This window comes from Deinococcus sp. YIM 134068, assembly GCF_036543075.1.
GTDB classification, from domain to species: Bacteria; Deinococcota; Deinococci; order Deinococcales; family Deinococcaceae; genus Deinococcus; species Deinococcus lichenicola.
Map to the genome: position 1 here is coordinate 22,600 of NZ_JAZHPF010000003.1, position 17,760 is coordinate 40,359.

Here is a 17,760-nt window from a genome sequence, read left to right on the forward strand (position 1 = left end):
CGTGAAGTTTTTCGTCATCGGTGACGTGACCGTCGACCATCTCTACCACCTCGACCGCATCCCGGCCCCCGGCCAGGAGGTTTCCCCCACCCGCGCCACGATGGAACCCGGTGGGGCGGGCGGCACCATCTCCGTGACCCTGGCGCGGCTCGGCCACACGGTCACGCTCGCCGCCCGCGTGGGCCAGGACCCCTTCGCCGAGTACGCCCTGGGCCGCGTGCGCGAGAGCGGCGTCGTCCAGACGGCCATTCAGCAGGACCCCGACCTCCTGACGAGCACCATCACCGTCATGCAGACGCCCGACGGCCAGCGCGCCATGATCGGTGACGGGGCCGCCAACCGCCAGCTCGACCCCGCCAAGCTCAAGAAGAAGGACGTGGAGGGTGCCGACGCCGTGATCGTGAGCGCCTACAGCCTCACCGAGGGGCCGCAGCGCGAGTATTCGCTGAAGGCCGTCGAAATCGCGCGGGCGGCCAGGAAGCCCGTCCCCGTCTTCATCGACCTCGGCACGGGGGCCGTGAACCGGGCGGGCACGCGGCTGATGGCGGACGTGATCGGGGCCGACTACCTCACCCTCAACCAGCACGAACTCCTCGCCCTGACGGGCACGACGAGCATCAGCGCGGCGCTCGCCCGGCTCGGTGAGGCGGGGGCGCGGCGGGTCATCGTCAAAGTGGGCCGCATGGGGTCCATCGTCTGGTCCCGCGAGGAGACCGAACTCGTGGACGCCGTGCCGCCCGAGGGGCAGGTCGTGGACACCACGGGCGCGGGCGACACCTTCACCGCCACCTTCGCGCACGCCGTCCTGACCGGCCTGCCCTTCGCCCAGGCCGCCCGCGCCGCCAACGCCGCCGGGGCACTCGCCGCCACGCGCGTCGGCGCGCAGGCCCGCTCCATCACCGCCGACGATCTGGAACAGGCGTTGCGGCGCTAGGGGAGGGGCGGACGGGAGGGGCATGCCCCCCATCGTCTCGTCGGGAAAGAACAACACCGGGGGCGCTCTTGGGACGGATGAGAGACGCCCTCTTTCCTGTGGCCTCCTCCGGGGCGACCGCGGCGAGTTGTCCGTTTGGCTTTTGGGGATGCTTGGCCTACTCACCCCCTTCCAGCCTCCCCCAGGGGACGCTTGATGCGAATTGCAGATCGGGCGGTGGAAGTATTTTTGCCGTCTGGCAGGAGGACGAGCGGTGCTCGTCACCCCTCTCCCCAGCCCTCTCCCGCAGGGGGAGAAGGAGCAAAAAGCACATCCGGCACGCTTATTTCCCAACTCACCTCAAGCGTTCAAGGGGGAGGGGTAGAAGCACAACCTCCACATGGAGATGTAATTATCCATAGAAGGACGTGTGTGAAGCGTCGTTTCAACCTTTGCCCTTCAAGATGAAGTTGAGGTTTGTGGAGGCAGGCGAATGAAGGGATAGGCGACTGGGACGCACCCGCCGCCCCTGCTACCCTACCCTCCATGACCGCCGACCTCCCCCTGACCCGCCTGCTGCACGCGGAGGCCGCCGCCCGTGGTCTGCGCGACCCGGACGCGCCCCTCCCCGACGTGCCGGAGGTGTTCGCCCTCGTGCGCGACATGCCCTACGCGCGGGCGGAAACGCACGACCCGGCAGACATCGTGCGAGGGTGGCGCGGCACGTGCAGCACCAAACACGAGCTGCTGGCCGCCCTCCTCGCCGAACACGGGGTGGGAAGCACCGTCATCGCCTGCACCCAGGAGATCGTCCCGCCGCCCGGCGCGGCCCCCGAACTCCTCGCCCTGAGCGGGAGCGAACCCGTGGTGGACGTTCATAACTACCTGATCGTTCACGCGCCGCAGGGCGACATGGTGGTGGACGCGACGTGGCCGCTCGCCGCCGCCGGGGCTGGACTGCCCGTCAACCCGGCCTGGGTCTGGGGCGAGGACCAGACCATTGCCTGCACGCCCCTCGAATCCTGGCCTGTCCCGGCGGGGGAGAGCGTGGCCGACTTCAAGGACCGCCTGTTGCGCGAGCGGTACACCTCCGAGGTGTTGGAGCGCCGCGACGCCTTCATCCGCGCGGTCGGGCGGCTCTTCCTGGCGGGCGCATGAGCTTTCAGCCGGAGACCCCGACCGTCCGCCGCCCCGTGTACGCCCGGCGGGGCATGGTGGCGACCTCGCAGCCCCTCGCGGCGCAGGCGGGGCTGAGCATCCTTCAGGCTGGTGGCAACGCCGTGGACGCCGCCCTCGCCACCGCCGCCGCCCTCACGGTGGTCGAGCCGACGAGCAACGGCATCGGCGGGGACCTCTTCGCCCTCGTGTGGGCAGGCGGCGAGCTGCACGGCCTGAACGCGAGCGGGGCCGCGCCCGCCGCCCTCTCCCTGGACGTGCTGGGGGAAGGTGAGATGCCGCGCCACGGTTGGACGCCCGTCACCGTCCCCGGCGCGGTGCGTGGCTGGGCCGACCTCCACGCCCGCCTCGGTCGCCTGCCGTTCGAGGAGGTGCTCGCCCCCGCCGTCTCCTATGCGCGGGACGGCTTCCCCCTCTCGCCCGTCCTCGCCACGAATTGGGCGCGGGCCATCGGGATTTATCGCCGCCTGAACCTTCCCATCATGGACGAGTGGTTCCGTGTCTTCGCGCCGGACGGCTTCGCTCCCGTTCCCGGTGCCCTGTGGAGGAGTGAGGCCCACGCCCGCACGCTGGAGGCCATCGCCGCCACGCACGGTTCGGCCTTCTACGAGGGCGAGCTTGCCGACCGGATGGACGCCCACGCCCGCGCGACCGGGGGCCTCCTGCGCGCCTCCGACCTCGCCGCCCACCGCTCCGAGTGGGTCACGCCCATCCACGCCCGGTACGGCGACCACCTCGTCCACGAGATTCCACCCAACGGGCAGGGCATCGCGGCGCTGATCGCCCTGAACGTATTGGACGGCCTACCTCTGCCCGAACGGCGCGACGACCCGGACGGGCTTCACCTTCAGATCGAGGCGATGAAACGGGGCTTTGCGGACGCCCACGCTTTCGTGGCCGATTCCCGACATGTACCCGTGGACGTGGAGCGCCTGCTCAGCTCCAATAACACCGCCGCCCACCGCGCCCTCCTCGGGTACACGGCGCACGACCCGACCACCCGCGCGCCGAGCACGGGCGGCACCGTCTACCTCGCCGCCGCCGACGCGGAGGGGGGCATGGTCAGCCTGATCCAGAGCAACTACATGGGCTTCGGCAGCGGCGTGGTCGTGCCCGGCACCGGGATTGCCCTGCACAACCGGGGCCACAACTTCAGCCTCGTCCCCGCCCACCCCAACGCCCTCGCGCCCGGCAAGCGCCCGTACCACACGATCATCCCCGGCTTCCTGTCGCGCGCGGACGGCACCCCGGTCGGCCCCTTCGGGGTCATGGGCGGCTTCATGCAGCCCCAGGGCCACCTTCAGGTCGTGCTGAACATGGTGCGCTACGGGATGGACCCCCAGCAGGCCCTCGACGCCCCGCGCTGGCAGTGGCACGCGGGGCGGACGGTGGAGGTCGAGCACGCCCTCAGTGCCGAGGTCTCCCGCGCCCTCACCGCACGCGGCCATGAGGTCCGGGTCGGGCTGGATGCGGGGTCCTTCGGTCGGGGTCAGATCATCCGCCGTGATCCGGTGAGCGGCGTGCTGGAGGGCGGGACCGAGAGCCGGGCGGACGGCCATATCGCCGTGTGGTGAGGACCCGTCCCGTCAGAACCCGAAGAACCCCACGGTGAGCGCGGTGGCGTCCGGCCCGCACGGGTCGCTGTACGACCCCGCCGTGCTGCCGCCGGACCAGGCGTGCCCCAGACCGTCGATGACGTACCGCTGCATCACGACGCCGCCCGTCGCGCTGTTGCGGTAATCCGAGCGGGTGTAGGACCGGCAAGCCGTGCCCGTCGCGCTGGCGTCCGCCGTGGCGTCCACGTCGCCGTCGTCCGCGCCGTCATAGGCGAGGTCGTTCGTCTGCGCCCACTGGGCGACGATCTGGGTCGCGTTCCTGGGATTGACCGTCGTGTCCGCCGTGCCGTGGAAGACGAGGGTGGGCACCACCCGCCGCGCCCCGCCCATCTCGCCGTGGCAGGCGGTGCCGCGCCCGTTCGGGTCGTAGAGGCTGCCGCTCCGCATCGCGTCCGTCGCGCCCGTGGCGGTCGTGGCCGCCCCGTACATCACCCCCGCGAAGGCTGCCACCCGGCGGATATGGTCGGGGTAGGTGCAGCCCATGATGCTCGCCATCGCCGCGCCCGCCGACAGCCCGGCCACACCGACGCGGGCGGCGTCCACCCGGTAGTTGGCCTTTACCCACCCGATCATGCCCGCGATCAGGGCGGGTTCCCCGACTCCCCGGCGCTGGTTGGCGGTGGAAAACCAGTTCCAGCAGTCGAAGGCGTTGTAGGCCGTGCCCTGCTCCGGGTACAGCACGAGGAAGTTACGCGCGTCGGCCTGAGCGTTCATGCGGGTGCCCGCCGCGAAGTCATACCCGTCCTGCCCACAGCCGTGCAGCATCACCATCAGGGGCCGCGCGCCCGTGCCGTCGTACCCGCCGGGCACCCACAGGCGGTAGAACCGCGCGCCCGCGCCGCCCGTGTACGTGCCGGAGACCCAGCGCCCCGTCGCCTGCGGGGTCAGGGTAGCTCCGGCCCCCCCGGCGGCGGGGGAGGCGGGCTGCCCACACGCGGCGAGCAGCAGGAGGGAGGGCAGCAGAACGGTGGGACGCTTCATGACACACCTCGCACAGGGGGTCGACCCTCACCGCGCGAACGGTGGGGCCGGGAAGAGGAGCGGTCTGGACCCTCCCACCCTAGCCACGTCCCGTCACCCCGGCGTTACAGCCCGCCCACCGCCTCCTCGCTCAACCGCCACAGCCGCTCCGCCGCCCCGTCGTCCAGCGCCTGCTGGGAGGGGCGGGCCTCGCGCTCATTGGCGAAGTAGCGCCCGCTCACCGTGATTCCCGGATCGGAGGCGAGGTGGATGCTCGTCCGCGCGCCGCGCTCGGGGCTGAGGGCGAGGAGGTCGAACACACGCCAGAACAGCTTGCTTCCCCCGCTGTTGTTGTGCCCGAAGCCCGTGCGGACCCTGCCGGGGTGGAGGCTGTTGCTCTGAATTCCCGGCTCGCGTCGGGCCAGTTCCCGCGCGAAGAGCACGTTCGCCAGCTTGCTCTGGTTGTACGCCCGCCACGCGCCGTACCCGCGCCGAAGTTCCGGGTCGTCGAAGCGCAGACGCGCCAGCATGTGCGCCATCGAGGAGACGGTGACGACCCGCGCGCCCGGCGTTCTCCGCAGCAGGGGCAGCAGCTCGCGCGTCAGCAGGAAGGGCGCGAGGTGGTTCAAGGCCCACGTCATCTCGTGGCCCTCGCGGGTCTCCTGCCGCTTCTCGTACAGCGCCCCCGCGTTGTTCACGAGCACGTCCAGCCGCTCCTGGCGCTCCCGGAACTCGGCGGCGGCCCGGCGCACCTGCGCGAGTTCCGACAGGTCGGCGATGAGCGTTCCCGCCGCCCCGATCTCGGCGGCCACCCGCGCCGTCTTCTCGGGATTGCGTCCCACGATGGTCACCCGTGCCCCCATCCGCGCCAGTTCCCGCGCCGTCACCAGCCCGATACCGTTCGTCGCGCCCGTGACCAGGACCGTCTTGCCGTTCATCCCCCGCGTCATCCGCTCAGCATAGGAGTGGCCCGCGCACGGGGCGGCAAGCGTGAAGACAATGCCCGCGTTCATCTCGTGTCAAAAAAGGTGAGGCTGACCCTTTCGAATCAGCCTCCCGGCGCTGCGAGCTTCACCCGGCCCGCCTGTGTTGTTGTGCGCTGATAGGTTCAATGTACGGATGAGATGTCACAAAGTTGTCACATTCCGGGGTGGGGAGGTCGCCAGTGCCAGGAGAACACCAGTTGACGCTTTGCCTCCGCATTCATCAGGCGTCACAAAGGGACCGATGCCCGGCTGACGGCTGACCGCTGACCGCTGACGGCTGACCGCTGACCGCTCCCCTCAGATCACCTCGCGGAACGCCACGCTTTGACTCCGGTTCTGCAACTCGCCCTTCAGATATTGCAACCTCGGATGTTCCAGCCGGGGGTCGTGCGCGAGGATGTGCTTGGCGAGTTCGCGGGCCTTTTCTATGATCTCCACGTCGCTGGCGAGGTCGCCCAGCCGCAGGTCGGGAATCCCGCTCTGCCGGGTGCCGCGAATCTCGCCGGGACCGCGCAGCTTGAGGTCCGCCTCCGCGATCACGAAGCCGTCGGTGCTGCCCTCGATGATCTTGAGGCGCTGGCGGGTCTTCTTCGAGTGCTCGCCCGCGATCAACACGCAGTAGCTCTGCGCGCTGCCGCGCCCCACCCGCCCCCGAAGCTGGTGCAGTTGCGACAGACCGAACCGCTCTGCGTTCTCGATCACCATGACCGTCGCGTTGGGCACGTCCACGCCGACCTCGATCACGGTCGTGGACACGAGCGCGTCGAACTCCCGCGCCCGGAAGCGGTCCATCACGTCTTCCTTCTCGGCGGCGCTCATCTTGCCGTGGAGGAGGTCAATTCGCGCCTCGGGCAGGATCACCTTGAGGTCGTCCGCCAGTTGCGTCGCCGCCAGCAGCTCCAGATTCTCGTTCTCCTCGATCAGCGCCGTCACCACGAAGGCCTGCCGCCCCTCCCGAATCTGCCGCATGACGAAGCCGTAGGCCTGCTGGCGGTGCGTGTCCTGAATGAGCTTCGTCTCGACCGGAGTTCGGCCCGGCGGCAACTCGTCGATGATCGAGAGTTCAAGGTCGCCGTAGGCCGTCAAGGCGAGGGAGCGCGGAATCGGCGTCGCACTCATCACGAGCACGTCCGGTCGCCCGGCCAACAATCTCCGCCGCTGCATCACGCCGAAGCGGTGTTCCTCGTCCACGACCGCCAGCCCGAGGTTGTCGAAGCGAACGTTCTCCTGAATGAGCGCCTGGGTGCCCACCACCACGTCCACGTCCCCCTCCGCGATACGGGTCTGCATCTCCAGCTTCTGCTTCGGGGTCATCGCACCGATGAGAAGGCCCACCCGCACGTCGAGCTTGCTCAGATACCCGACGAGGTTCGCGTAGTGCTGCCGCGCCAGAATCTCGGTCGGGGCCATCAGCGCCCCCTGGTAGCCGTCGCGCACGGCGAGGTAGAGCGCACACGCCGCCACCGCCGTCTTGCCGCTGCCCACGTCGCCCTGCACGAGCCGCGCCATCTGCCGCTCCGAGCGCATGTCGTCCGTGATCTCCAGCAGCACCCGCCGCTGCGCCCCCGTCAGCTCGAAGGGCAGCGCCGTCTCGAAACGGCGGATGTCCTCGCCCGTCGCCTGGAAGCGTTTGCCCAGCAGCACGGCGTCCTCCCCCTGAAGCAGCACGCGCAGCTCCAGAAACAGGTACTCGTCGAAGCGCAGCCGCGCGTCCGCCCGCGAGAGGTGCGCCTCGTCCTCCGGGAAATGGATGCCCCACAGCGCGTCCCCGAGGTCGGTCAGCCCGTATTTCTGCCGCCAGTGGGCGGGAAGGTAGTCGTCCAGCGGCACGGCCTGGAGCGCCCGGAACGCCGCCCGCCGCAGGAACTCCTGACTGATTCCGTCCTTCGAGTCGTAGACACCGACAATCCGCCCCGTGCTGAGGCTCTCCCGCGCATCCTCCACCGTCTCCAGATGCTCGACGCCGAGCTGCACGCTTTTCCCGAACTTCTTGACCCGGCCCGTGAGGACCAGCCGTGCCCCCTCCCTGAGCTGCCGCTCAATCCACGGTTGGTTGAACCAATTCGCCCGCACCTTCCCACCCGCCGGGGTCTCCAGCGTCACGTCGAGGACGAGCATCCCCGGCTTCGGCGTGCGGCGCGACTTCGCCACGACCCGGCCCTCGACCGTCACCTTCTGCCCCTCCTCGACCTCACTGAGGTCGGGCAGGGCGCGGCGGTCCTCGTGGCGGTGGGGGTAGGCGTGCAGTACGTCACGCAGGGTTCGCAGGCCCAGCGACCCCAGCTTGCGCGCCCCGCCCGGCCCGGTGTCCAGCCGCGTGACCTCGGCGTCCACGGGCAGCCGCTCGCCGGGGGCCGCCGTCGGCACGGCCTTGCGGGTGGGGGCGGGGGGAGCCTTCGCCACGTCGTCCCCTCCACTCAACGCGGCGAGGGCCGCTTTCAGGGCCTCCTCACGCCCCGCCCCGTCCAACCCCGCGTACCCCCGCAGCGCCTCACGCACCACCGGAAAGGGACCCGCCAGCGGCGAGGCGAGGAGGCGTTCCACCCCGCCCGCCACCACCCGGTCCGCGCAGCCCGAGGCGAGTTCCGCCGCGAGCGGACGCCTGAGTCGTTCGCGCATCTCGGCCACCGTCGCCATACGCCGCGCAGGCTAACAGACGGGTGCGGTGGGGTTCGTGGTAGTCGGCTCAGGCGGGGCGGTCGTAGTTCGTTTGGTTGGATATGGAGGAATAGGCGGGGCGTCTTGCCACGGTTTGCCCCCTTCCCCCAGACTTGCAAAGCTGCGAAGCAGAGGGGGCAGGGGGAGCGGCGCTGCGCTGGGCAAGGCGTGGTGGTGGCATGGGGCGTCTACTCCCGGGCAAGCGTCGGTCATCGGGAGTGACGGTTTTTGGAGAGCAGAAGCTCAAGCATCTTTGCTCCCTCTCCCCTCGTGGGTGACTCGAAGAGCTGCGAAGCAGAGGGCCGGGGTGAGGGGGCGTGTGACCATCCCCACCGCACGACCCCCCTCATCATCCATCCCTCATCCCTTGCCCCCGCCCAAGTTACCCTCAGCGTCATGGGAGCCTACGACCGCCTCGCCGCGAGCTATGACCGCCTCTGGGGCCGCTATGCCCGGCGGACCGCCCGCGAGGTGCTGGACGCGCTGCCGCCGCTGGGGTCGGGCACGCTGCTGGATGTGGGCTGCGGCACGGGGACCCTGCTCACGCTCGCCCGCGACCGCTTCCCGGAGGCGCGGCTCATCGGGGCCGAACCCAGCGCGGGAATGCGGGAGGTGGCCGCCCGCACCCTCTCCGGGCGGGGCGTGACGCTCCTCGTCTCCCCCGCCGAGGCCCTCGCCCTGCCGGACGCGTCGGTGGACGCCGTGACCTGCCTGAACGTCCTGCACTACCTCGGGGACCCGGCGGTGGCCCTGCGCGAGTGGCGGCGGGTGCTGCGGCCCGGAGGCACCCTCGCCCTACAGGACTACGTGCCGAACGGTCTGCCCGGCTTCACCCGGCTCGTCTCCCTGAACGACCGCGACCTCGTGCGGGTCTACACGGTGCCGGAGATGGCCGGGCTGCTGGGGGCGGCGGGGTTCGGCGAGGTCACGGCGCGGCCCTTCCGCATCGACCTGTTCTGGCGTGGGGGCCTGGCGCGTGGCGTGCGGGGTTGACGGAGAGGCACGCGAATTACAACGTCAGCGCCAGCCCTACCGCCTCTGCCAGCCCGCCCGCGTCCACATGGGCGACGTGATGACGGGCGGCGGCCCGCGCCTCGGCGTCGGCGTTGCCCATCGCCACGGGGAAACCGACCACGCGCATGGCCGTCACGTCGTTGTGGCCGTCGCCCACCATCATCGTGCGCGTCAGGGGCACGCCGTACTGGGCGGCGATCAGCGACACGGCGCTCCCCTTGCCGACCCCGGCGCGCGTCAGGCTGATGAACAGCGTGTCGGGCATCGTCGGGCTGCCCGCCGGATGCACGTCCAGCCCGGCGTGGGCCTCGGCCAGGACCGCCGCCGCCGCCTCGTGTGGCACGACCCACTGGGCGCGAATGCGGGTGCCCACCAGCGCCTCCGGGCGTTTGGCCGTGTACGGCACCCCCAGCAACTCGGCGTGACGGCGGGAGAGGTCGCCGGGCCGGGTGATCCCGAAGTCGTCGTCGGTGTAGACCTCCAGCAGCCAGCCCGTCTCCTCCGAGCGCGCCAGCAGCCGGGCGAGCGGTTCCTCCGGCATCGGCTCACTCAGGCTCTCCCCGCTGCCCACGTTGAGGATGGACGCCCCGTTCTGGAAGGCGTGCCAGCCGCCCTGGTCCATCCGCCGCGCGTAGGCGAGCGCGTTCCCGAAGGCGGGCCGTCCGCTACACAGCGCGATCCGCACGCCCCTGGCCCGCGCGTCCGCCATCGCCGCCCACACGTCCCCCCGCACCGTGTTGTCGGTCCCGATCAACGTTCCGTCCACGTCCACACAGATCAAGCCGAGCATCGGGGCAGTGTACGCTGCGTTCATCCTCGTTCCGTCCGGGGACTTGGACAGGTGCTCCCTCACCCCGCCGCGTTCACGAACACCCCGTCCACAAGTTGGGGCACGGCGGCGCTCACGTTCAACTCGGCGGCCAACTCCACATCCCCAGGAAAACCGCGTTCCAGCAACTCCCGCCCCGACGTGCAAGCTCGCAGAACTTCGGGGAGACGGTCCCGCAACGCCCGGAAGGTTGCCCGCCCGCCCTCCGCCTCCGGCGACCCGGTGAGGTCCAGAGCGTCCACGACCGCGCCCGCTCCCAGCGCATCCTCAAGGGCGGGGCGCAAGCTGCTGTCCGGCCACCGTTCCCCCGCCGGGACGACGAGCACCCGCTCGAATCTCCCCCGCAGATGTGCGCCTACCGCCGCCGCCTGCCTGCGGAATGCGGCGAAGACGGGTGCCCGCGTGCCCTCGCCCGCCAGCACGCACAGCGCCCCCCCGTTCGGCGAGGGCAGCACCAGCCGCGTTCCTGTTGTGAGGCTGAGCAGCGAGGCAGGGGAGAGCGAGGGGCCGTCCTCCCCGCGTTTCCCGGCCAGAAGCGCCCCCCGTGCCTGCGCGAACGCCTCCGCCCGCCCATCCCGCCACCGGAATGGCAGGACCGCCACCCCGCGACCCACGCCCACGTCCACGCAGGTGCAGAACGACAGCACGTCCACGATCACCACGGCGTCAGCAAAAGGGGCGAGGTGACATCCGCCCGCCTCGCCCCACTCCACCCGTACCACGCGCTTTACCGCCCCGGTGTCCAGTACCCCTCGCGGTCCACGGTGGCGCGGCCCCCCACCCGCACGCACGCAACCGTGTTCGGCCCGGCCAGCGTGACCTCCACCTCCACCTCGCCGGGGGTGCCGAGCGCGTGGCCCTGGTACACCACACCGCACGCCCGCTCCCCGCGCACGGGCAGCCGCCCTTCCCGTGCCAGCAGGGCGAGGAGCGCCCCCGCCGCGCTGCCCGTCACCGGGTCCTCCGGGATACCTACGGCGGGCGCGAAGTCCCGCGCGGCGAAGCGGTTGACTCCCATCGGCGCGTAGGCGTACACGCTGCACACCCCCAGCGCGTCGCTGAGAAGGTGGATGCGGGCGAGGTCCGGCTCCAGCCCGTCGAGAATCACCGGGTCCAGCAGCGGCACGAAGACACTCCACAGCCCCGTACTCGCGCAGGCCAGCGGCAGCCCCCGGTGGACCATCCGCTCGTCCACGCCGAGCGCCTCGGCGAGTTCACCCCGCACGTCCCGCCCGACCGTCCGCGTCTCCAGCCGCCGCTGCTCCATCCACACCCGCGTCGGCACGCCCGCCTCCGCGTCGAGGGTGAGCGGAATGCGGCCCACCAGCGTCTCCAGCACCAGCCGCCCGCCCGTCCAGTGCCCCGCCTGCGCGAGCGTCAGCCCCAGCGCGACCGTCGCGTGGCCGCAGAACTCGATCTCCTGCGTGGGCGTGAAGTAGCGCACCCGCACCGCGCCGCCCCCCATCCGCGTGACGAACACTGTCTCGGGCGCTTCCAGAAAGGCGGCGAGGGCCTGCATCTCCCGCTCGCTCAGGCCCCCCGCGTCCAGCACGACGCCCGCCCGGTTGCCCTGCCCCGGCGTGTCGGTGAAGGCGCTCACCTCACTGTAGGCGATCATGCGGTCAATGTAGAGCATGGGGCGGGGTCAGGATGGGGCCGTGAGGTTGCCCGGTCAGCGGCTCACCGCCCGCCCCCTAATCCACGTCCACGCCCAGCTCCGGGTGCCGCGCCAGCTCCACCATCCGCCGCACCTGTTCCGGCAGGTTGCGCCCGAGGCTCAGCGGTGGCAGCGCGTCCACGGGGAACCACCTGCTGTCGAGGGTCTCAGTGTTGTGCGGGTGTTCGCCCACGTCCTCCAGCAACTCGCACGCCACGAACACCTTGTAGACGGCCCACAGGTCGGGCGGGTGCGCGTGTCTGCCCTTGTCGAGGAGGGCAAGAAGGCGTCCGGCCCGCACCGTTCGCCCCGTCTCCTCGCGCACCTCGCGCACGGCCATCTCACGCGGACTCCCGCCGGGGTCGGCCCAGCCGCCGGGCAGGCTCCACAGGCCGTCCACCCGCTCCCGCGTCAGCAGCACCTCGCCCGCCTCGTTCAGCACCACGGCCCGCACGTCCACTTTCGGGGTGAGGTAGCCCGCCTCCACCCGCAGCAGGCCATGAACCTCGCCCGCCGTCTGCCCGGTGCCCTCCGCCAGCAGCTCCGCCGTCAGCGCGAGCAGCCGCTCGAAGCGGTCTCGGTCGTAGGGGTCGCGGGTGTAGGTCAGGCCCGCCTGGGCGATGGCTTGGAGTTCGCGGAGCTGAGACAGGGTGGGCACGTGCCCCAGCGTATATCCTCCCCCCATGCGTCTTGCCAGGCTGGAGTATGAGGGAGCGGCCCGCTGGGGCCAGATCGAGGGGGACACCGTTCACCTCACGCGCGGATTGAGCGGGGAGCGGACGGGGGAGACCGTCCCGCTGGAGGGGGCCGCCCTCCTCGCCCCCGCCGAGCCGACCAAAATCGTGTGCGTGGGCCGCAACTACGTCAACCACATCCGGGAACTCGGCAACGACACGGGCGGGCTGCCGAAGGAACCCGGCATCTTCCTCAAGGGGCCGAACGCGCTCGCCGAGCCGGGTGGCACCGTGCCCTCTCCCGAATGGACGGAGAGTTTCCACTTCGAGGGCGAACTCGCGCTCGTGATCGGGCGGCGCGCCCGCAATCTCAGGCCCGACGAGGCCCTTGAAGCTGTTCTGGGCTACACCTGCGCCCTCGACCTCACCGCCCGCGACCTCCAGAAGACCGACCTGCAATGGTTCCGCGCGAAGGCCGCCGACCGCTTCTGCCCCCTCGGCCCGTGGATCGAGACCGACCTGACCCCCACCGACCTGCGCGTCGTGACCCGCGTGAACGGCGAGACCCGGCAGGATGGCCGCACGAGCCACATGATCTTCGACGTGGTGCAGATTCTGACCTACCTCACCCGCTACGTGACGCTGGAGCCGGGCGACGTGGTGCTCACGGGCACCCCGGAGGGCGTCGGCCCGCTGCACAGGGGCGACACCGTGGAGGTGGAGGTGGAGGGCGTCGGGACGCTGGTGACGCGGATCAGTTAGGGCAATGCCCCGTCGTCAGCGCGCGGCAACGGCTGGGGGACCCCACCCCCCCCTGTTCTCGCCGCTCGCTTCACCCGGACGACTCGCGGGGCGGCGACAAGCCTTTCGCGCTCCGCCCCGGACGAGTGGGCGTCGTTCCCCCGCACCCCCCGCCTACTGCCGCTCGTTGCGCTCCCCGTGCGCCAGGTGCCGGTGCTCGCCCTTCACGTCACTGCGCTCGTGCCGCCCGTGCAGGTCACTGTGCTCCCCGGCGTTCGGGTCCTCGTCCACCCACGCCGCCGCGATCTCGTCCGCGCCCACCTCCAGGTGGACGTACTGGTCCACGCGCATGATCTGGTCCTCGGCGATCCAGCGCAGGCTGCCGTCCGCCCTCACCTTGACATAGGCACCCTCCACCCGCTCCACGGTGCCTACGTCGGCCCCGTCGATCCCGCGCACGCCCCCATTCCGTGCTGAATCGAGCGCCGAAGCTGCGGCTCCATGCGGCGGGCGAGGGCGCGGCGGTCGTCCTGCGGGTTGTCGCGGTTCTGGTTCATGGGGGGCCTCCACCCCGATTGTTCCCGCCGGGTGCCGTCGGGAGGGTCGGGAAGGTTAAAGGCGGCGCTGGGAAGTGTGACCTGGGGTCAGGGGCTGGCCTCCAGAAGAAGCACCCAGTCGTTGCCACGCCCCGTTGAGGAGGCGGTGAAGGTTCGCTCGCCCGTGTTGGCGAAGGTGCCGATCTCGACCTTCTGGGCCGTGCGGGGGTCGAACCACGAGGCCCGCACCTGAGCGCCCCGTGCCCGCCCGAGCGCGACCGTCACCGGGCCGCCGTCCGGCAGGTAGACCCACACGTAGTCGGGGCCACGCAGCGTCACCACGGGCCGGTCCCCGACGAAGCTGCCCGCGACCAGCGTCTCATCGGGTCCCCGGTCCTCGGCGGGGCGCGACTCCAGCAGCGTCTTGAGATGTCCCAACTGCCGCACCGCCGACGTGTCCAGGAGCCTCAGCCACGCTTTGTCACCGTCATACACGTCGAAGCCGTAGACCTTGCGGTGCCCGTAGGTGTGGCCCGCCCCGCCCGCGAAGACGCTCCAGTACGCAACGTTCCGCACGTCCACCTCGTCTCCCTCCCCGTCCTGGGCCTGGTGGCAGACCGGGTGCCCCTCGTACATCGGCTCCACGTTGATGACCGGCTTGGGGAGGGTCAGCCGGGAGTCCGCCAGCATCCGGGTGGCCGCCTGTTCACCCCGGCAGTGCCCGGTGTGCCAGACGTTGAAGTCGAGCCAGGGTTCGTTGTGGAAATACTCGGCGGAGGACTTGTATCCGCCCGTGTGATAGGTGATCAGCGCTCGGTCGCGCCCCCCCACGCCCTGCTCGATGCCCTCCGCCATCGCCCGCCAGATGGCCTGCACCTCCCCGCCGCCGGGGTGGCGGTCCCCGCCCAGCATCCAGATCACCGGCCTGTCCCGGTACCGCTCGCCCAGGAAGCGCCCGTAGCTCCGCGCCGAGTCGGGCGTGAAGATGGGTTCGTCGCCCAGCGTGGTCACGTTATCCACCCATTTGCCCCAACTCGGCAGCAGGGCGACCGTCAGCCCCAGCGAGGCGGCCTGATCGACCATGAAGTCCATGTGGTCCCAGTAGTCGTACTCCTCGGCGCTGGCCGGGTCGCTTCCCGGCGTGACGGCGGGGCGGGCAGGGTCCTTGCCGACGAGGGGCAGGTCGCCCTGGGGATTATGGACGGTGAGTCCCTTCTCCTCCGCGAGCGCCACGGCCTGGATCACGGTAAAGCCCTGGGCGGCGCGGGTCTGGAGATACTGGCGGGCGTCGTCGCGGTTCAGGCGGTGGAACATCTCCCAGCCCGTATCCGCCCAGTACAGAAAGGGTCGTCCGTCCGCGTAGTGCAGTCGCCGCCCGTCCGCCGTTACGGTCAGGAGGTTCGGATCGGGGGCGGTCGCACCCTCGGTCTCGACGGGGGTGGCACCCGTCACAGGGGACGTCTCCGTCGAGCAGGCCGACAGCAACAGTCCCGTCGTGAGCAGGGCGGAGGCAAGGAAGAGCGGGCGTGGGTCTCGGGGCATGGAATTACTCCTGCATGAGCGAAGGAGACACGTCACACAGGACGTGCCCCAGGCGGGGGCAGGACGGTTGTTCCGCTGCCGGGTCGGTCTCCCAGGGGCGGCCTGAGCAGACCGCGTGGCCCCGGAAGGCTTCAAGCTCAACCTTAAGGGGAGGCGATGAGAAATTTGTCACATTTCCCTGTGACGGCCTCATAAAGCTTCAATGTCAAACGGTTATGACCAACTGGACAGGAACGGGGGTGGGGGTGCCGAGGTGACGACCTGCTCCGCCTTAAGCCGACGCCCCCGCCACCGTGCGCGCGTAGGCGTCCAGGTAGCGCGGCACGATCCGGTCGGGGTGGAAGCGCGTCAGGGCCGCATGCCGCCCCGCCGCCCCCAGCGCGCGGGCGAGGGCCGGGTCGCGCAGAATCCGCAGCGCGGCGTCCGCCATCGCGTCCACGTCCCCCAGCGGCGCGAGAAAGCCCGTCACGCCGTCTTCGACGACCTCGGGGACGCCGCCCGCGCGGGCCGCGACGACCGGGACCTCGCAGCTCATCGCCTCCAGCGCGGCGAGGCCGAAACTCTCGTTGGAACTCGGCAGCAGGAAGAGGTCGCTGAGGCCCAGCACCGTCTGCACGTCGGGAAAGGACCCCAGGAAGTGCGTGCGCCCGCTCACGCCGAGCTGTGCGGCCAGCTCGAAGGCGCGGGGCCGCTCCGGGCCGTCGCCGATCATCAGCAGCCGGGCGGGCAACTCGCTCACCACCCGCGCGAAGACCCGCACCACGTCCTCCACCCGCTTCACCGGGCGGAAATTGCTCACGTGGACGATGAGGGCCTCGTCCGGGTCGGCGAAGCGGGCGCGCACCTCCGGGTCCGCCACCCGCACGAAGCGGTCCGCGTCCACGAAGTTGTGGATCACCTCGATCTCACGCTCCACCCCGAAGACCTCGCGTGTCTGCTCCGCGAGGAAGTGCGACACCGCCGTCACGTGGTCGCTGCGCTCGATGGCGTGCCGGGTCGTGTGCCGAAAGGCGGGTTCGGCCCCCACGAGCGTCACGTCCGTCCCGTGCAGGGTCGTCATCACCCGGCCCCGGCGCGTGATCGCCTGCGCGTGCAGGGCGGCGGTCGCGTGCGGAATCGCGTAGTGCGCGTGGGTGAGGTCCACCCCGTGCTCCAGAATCACCTCCGTCAATGTGTTCGCTATCGCCAGTTCCGGGAAGGGCTGGTCGAACAGCGCGTAGGCGAAGGCGCTGACCTGATGGTAGAAGGGACGGCTCGCCCCCCGCTGCCCCGCCAGCCGGAAGGGCACGGCGGACCCCACGAAATGGACCTCGCGCCCCGATTGCGCGACGAGCAGCCCGAGTTCGGTCGCCACCACCCCGGACCCCCCGGCCCCCGCGTGGCACAGCACAGCGATCTTCTGTGGCGTCGGCGTCCCCGTCATGAACAGGGAGTATACGGCCCCGGTCTTTCCCCACCGGGTGCCCCGCCTCCGCCGGGAAGGACGGGAAGGGGAGAGTCGGCCTGTTCTGATCCCCGCCCCGCGCCCCTCCACCCGAAGTCCGAATCAGGAACGAACGGTCCTTCCCTGGCGACTGGTCACTGGCAACTGGTCACTGGCAACTGGCGACCCCTTACCCCGGTTTCCCCGCCGTGAACAGCACCCGCGTGAAGGCGTAGTACACCCGCCCGCCCGGCCACCGCGCCCGCAGCCGCGCCAGGTACGCCGCCACGAACCGCTCGCCGTCTTCTGCCCCCAGCCGCGTGAGGTAGGGCACGAGCGCCGTGCCGCGCGTCCAGTCGAGCAATCCCTCCGCCCCCGCCAGCACGACCGGGTAGACCCGGCTCAGCGCCGTGACCTCCACCGCGCCCAACCCGTCCAGCGTCTCGGCATACTCCGCCGGGGTCAGGACGGGCGAGTATCCGTGCGCCGTGCCGAAGCGGGTGAAGCCCTCCAGCTCGGGGGCGAACTCCCGCGCCGTCTCGGTGAGGAGGCGGTGGCTGTCGTGGTCGTGGTTGGCGGGCACCTGGACCGCCAGCACCCCGCCGGGCCGCAGCCGCGCCCACAGCCGGGCGAGCAGCGCCGGGTGGTCCGGCAGCCACTGGAGGGCCGCGTTCGAGAAGATCAGGTCAAAGTCCCCCCGCAGCCCCTGGATGTCCCCCCGCTCGAAGCGCAGGTTCGGTGCCGTGTGCCCCTCCGCCCGCGCCAGCATCTCCGCGCTGCTGTCCAGCCCCAGCACCCGCGCCCCCGGAAACCGCCCCGCGAGCGTGAGCGTGTGTTCCCCCGTGCCACACCCGAGGTCCACCACGTCACGGAAGGAGAGGTCAGGAAGCATCGCCAGCAGGTCGCGGGCGGGCGCACTCCGCGCCTCCCGGTGGTGGTACACGTCAGGATTCCAGGTCACGGCCCCACCGTATGCCCGTTCGCGGACCTCCTGTGCGTACCCTGGTGGTGACAAGCTCCACCCTGCCCAGACGC

Annotated in this window: 17 protein-coding genes; 5 read left to right on the plus strand and 12 right to left on the minus strand. The window is 70.9% G+C overall.

The window, feature by feature from the left end:
• Position 1 precedes the first annotated feature (1 nt).
• The 3 genes from V3W47_RS04465 (at position 2) to V3W47_RS04475 (ending at position 3,663) form a co-directional block, all read left to right on the plus strand.
• Positions 2-934 (plus strand): carbohydrate kinase family protein, encoded by a 933-nt coding sequence (locus V3W47_RS04465; RefSeq protein ID WP_331823976.1) that lies wholly within the window; start codon positions 2-4, stop codon positions 932-934.
• 525 nt (positions 935-1,459) lie between these two features.
• Positions 1,460-2,071: a hypothetical protein gene (locus tag V3W47_RS04470; RefSeq protein ID WP_331823977.1), complete on the plus strand. Its 612-nt coding sequence runs from the start codon at positions 1,460-1,462 to the stop codon at positions 2,069-2,071.
• The gene (locus tag V3W47_RS04475) at positions 2,068-3,663 is read left to right on the plus strand and encodes a gamma-glutamyltransferase family protein (protein WP_331823978.1); all 1,596 of its coding nucleotides are present in this window, start codon (positions 2,068-2,070) and stop codon (positions 3,661-3,663) included. Before V3W47_RS04470 ends, V3W47_RS04475 begins: the two co-directional genes overlap by 4 nt.
• Positions 3,664-3,675: 12 nt before the next feature.
• On the opposite strand, the gene V3W47_RS04480 is transcribed toward V3W47_RS04475, so the two are convergent.
• The 3 genes from V3W47_RS04480 to recG all read right to left on the minus strand — a co-directional run bounded on the left by V3W47_RS04480 (position 3,676) and on the right by recG (position 8,288).
• Positions 3,676-4,686: an extracellular catalytic domain type 1 short-chain-length polyhydroxyalkanoate depolymerase gene (locus tag V3W47_RS04480; protein ID WP_331823979.1), complete on the minus strand. Its 1,011-nt coding sequence runs from the start codon at positions 4,684-4,686 to the stop codon at positions 3,676-3,678.
• Between the two features lie 104 nt (positions 4,687-4,790).
• Complete coding sequence (locus V3W47_RS04485) at positions 4,791-5,615, minus strand: SDR family oxidoreductase (protein ID WP_331823980.1); 825 nt, start codon at positions 5,613-5,615, stop codon at positions 4,791-4,793.
• A gap of 333 nt (positions 5,616-5,948) precedes the next feature.
• Positions 5,949-8,288, minus strand: coding sequence for an ATP-dependent DNA helicase RecG (gene recG / locus V3W47_RS04490; protein ID WP_331823981.1), 2,340 nt, complete (start codon positions 8,286-8,288; stop codon positions 5,949-5,951).
• A gap of 417 nt (positions 8,289-8,705) precedes the next feature.
• Here recG and V3W47_RS04495 point away from each other — a divergent pair, with 417 nt between their 5' ends.
• Positions 8,706-9,302: a class I SAM-dependent methyltransferase gene (locus V3W47_RS04495; protein ID WP_331823982.1), complete on the plus strand. Its 597-nt coding sequence runs from the start codon at positions 8,706-8,708 to the stop codon at positions 9,300-9,302.
• A 16-nt stretch (positions 9,303-9,318) separates the two neighbouring features.
• Here V3W47_RS04495 and V3W47_RS04500 read toward each other — a convergent pair whose 3' ends face one another.
• The 4 genes from V3W47_RS04500 to V3W47_RS04515 form a co-directional block, all read right to left on the minus strand.
• On the minus strand, positions 9,319-10,113 hold the full coding sequence (locus tag V3W47_RS04500; protein WP_331823983.1) for a Cof-type HAD-IIB family hydrolase: 795 nt from the start codon (positions 10,111-10,113) through the stop codon (positions 9,319-9,321).
• A 59-nt stretch (positions 10,114-10,172) separates the two neighbouring features.
• Entirely contained in the window at positions 10,173-10,874 is a 702-nt protein-coding gene (locus V3W47_RS04505; protein WP_331823984.1) for a 2-phosphosulfolactate phosphatase, read from the minus strand.
• Positions 10,875-10,879: 5 nt separating this feature from the next.
• The gene (locus V3W47_RS04510; RefSeq protein ID WP_331823985.1) at positions 10,880-11,770 is read right to left on the minus strand and encodes a PhzF family phenazine biosynthesis isomerase; all 891 of its coding nucleotides are present in this window, start codon (positions 11,768-11,770) and stop codon (positions 10,880-10,882) included.
• Between the two features lie 76 nt (positions 11,771-11,846).
• Positions 11,847-12,467, minus strand: coding sequence for an NUDIX hydrolase (locus tag V3W47_RS04515; RefSeq protein WP_331823986.1), 621 nt, complete (start codon positions 12,465-12,467; stop codon positions 11,847-11,849).
• Positions 12,468-12,492: 25 nt separating this feature from the next.
• Between V3W47_RS04515 and V3W47_RS04520 the strand changes: the two genes are divergently transcribed.
• Positions 12,493-13,245: a fumarylacetoacetate hydrolase family protein gene (locus V3W47_RS04520; RefSeq protein ID WP_331823987.1), complete on the plus strand. Its 753-nt coding sequence runs from the start codon at positions 12,493-12,495 to the stop codon at positions 13,243-13,245.
• Between the two features lie 153 nt (positions 13,246-13,398).
• Here the strand turns inward: V3W47_RS04520 and V3W47_RS04525 are convergent, their stop codons facing one another.
• From V3W47_RS04525 to V3W47_RS04545, 5 genes are all read right to left on the minus strand, one after another.
• Positions 13,399-13,683, minus strand: coding sequence for a DUF2171 domain-containing protein (locus tag V3W47_RS04525; RefSeq protein WP_331823988.1), 285 nt, complete (start codon positions 13,681-13,683; stop codon positions 13,399-13,401).
• A complete protein-coding gene (locus V3W47_RS04530) occupies positions 13,656-13,781 on the minus strand; it encodes a hypothetical protein (RefSeq protein WP_331823989.1) in 126 nt (41 codons plus the stop codon). The genes V3W47_RS04525 and V3W47_RS04530 overlap by 28 nt, the downstream gene beginning before the upstream one ends.
• Before the next feature lie 87 nt (positions 13,782-13,868).
• The gene (locus tag V3W47_RS04535; RefSeq protein ID WP_331823990.1) at positions 13,869-15,302 is read right to left on the minus strand and encodes a glycoside hydrolase family 140 protein; all 1,434 of its coding nucleotides are present in this window, start codon (positions 15,300-15,302) and stop codon (positions 13,869-13,871) included.
• 271 nt (positions 15,303-15,573) lie between these two features.
• Positions 15,574-16,725 carry an N-acetyl-alpha-D-glucosaminyl L-malate synthase BshA gene (bshA, locus tag V3W47_RS04540; protein ID WP_331823991.1) on the minus strand — a complete coding sequence of 384 codons (1,152 nt, stop codon included), beginning with the start codon at positions 16,723-16,725 and terminating at the stop codon, positions 15,574-15,576.
• A gap of 190 nt (positions 16,726-16,915) precedes the next feature.
• Positions 16,916-17,686 (minus strand): methyltransferase domain-containing protein, encoded by a 771-nt coding sequence (locus V3W47_RS04545; RefSeq protein WP_331823992.1) that lies wholly within the window; start codon positions 17,684-17,686, stop codon positions 16,916-16,918.
• Positions 17,687-17,760 lie beyond the last annotated feature (74 nt).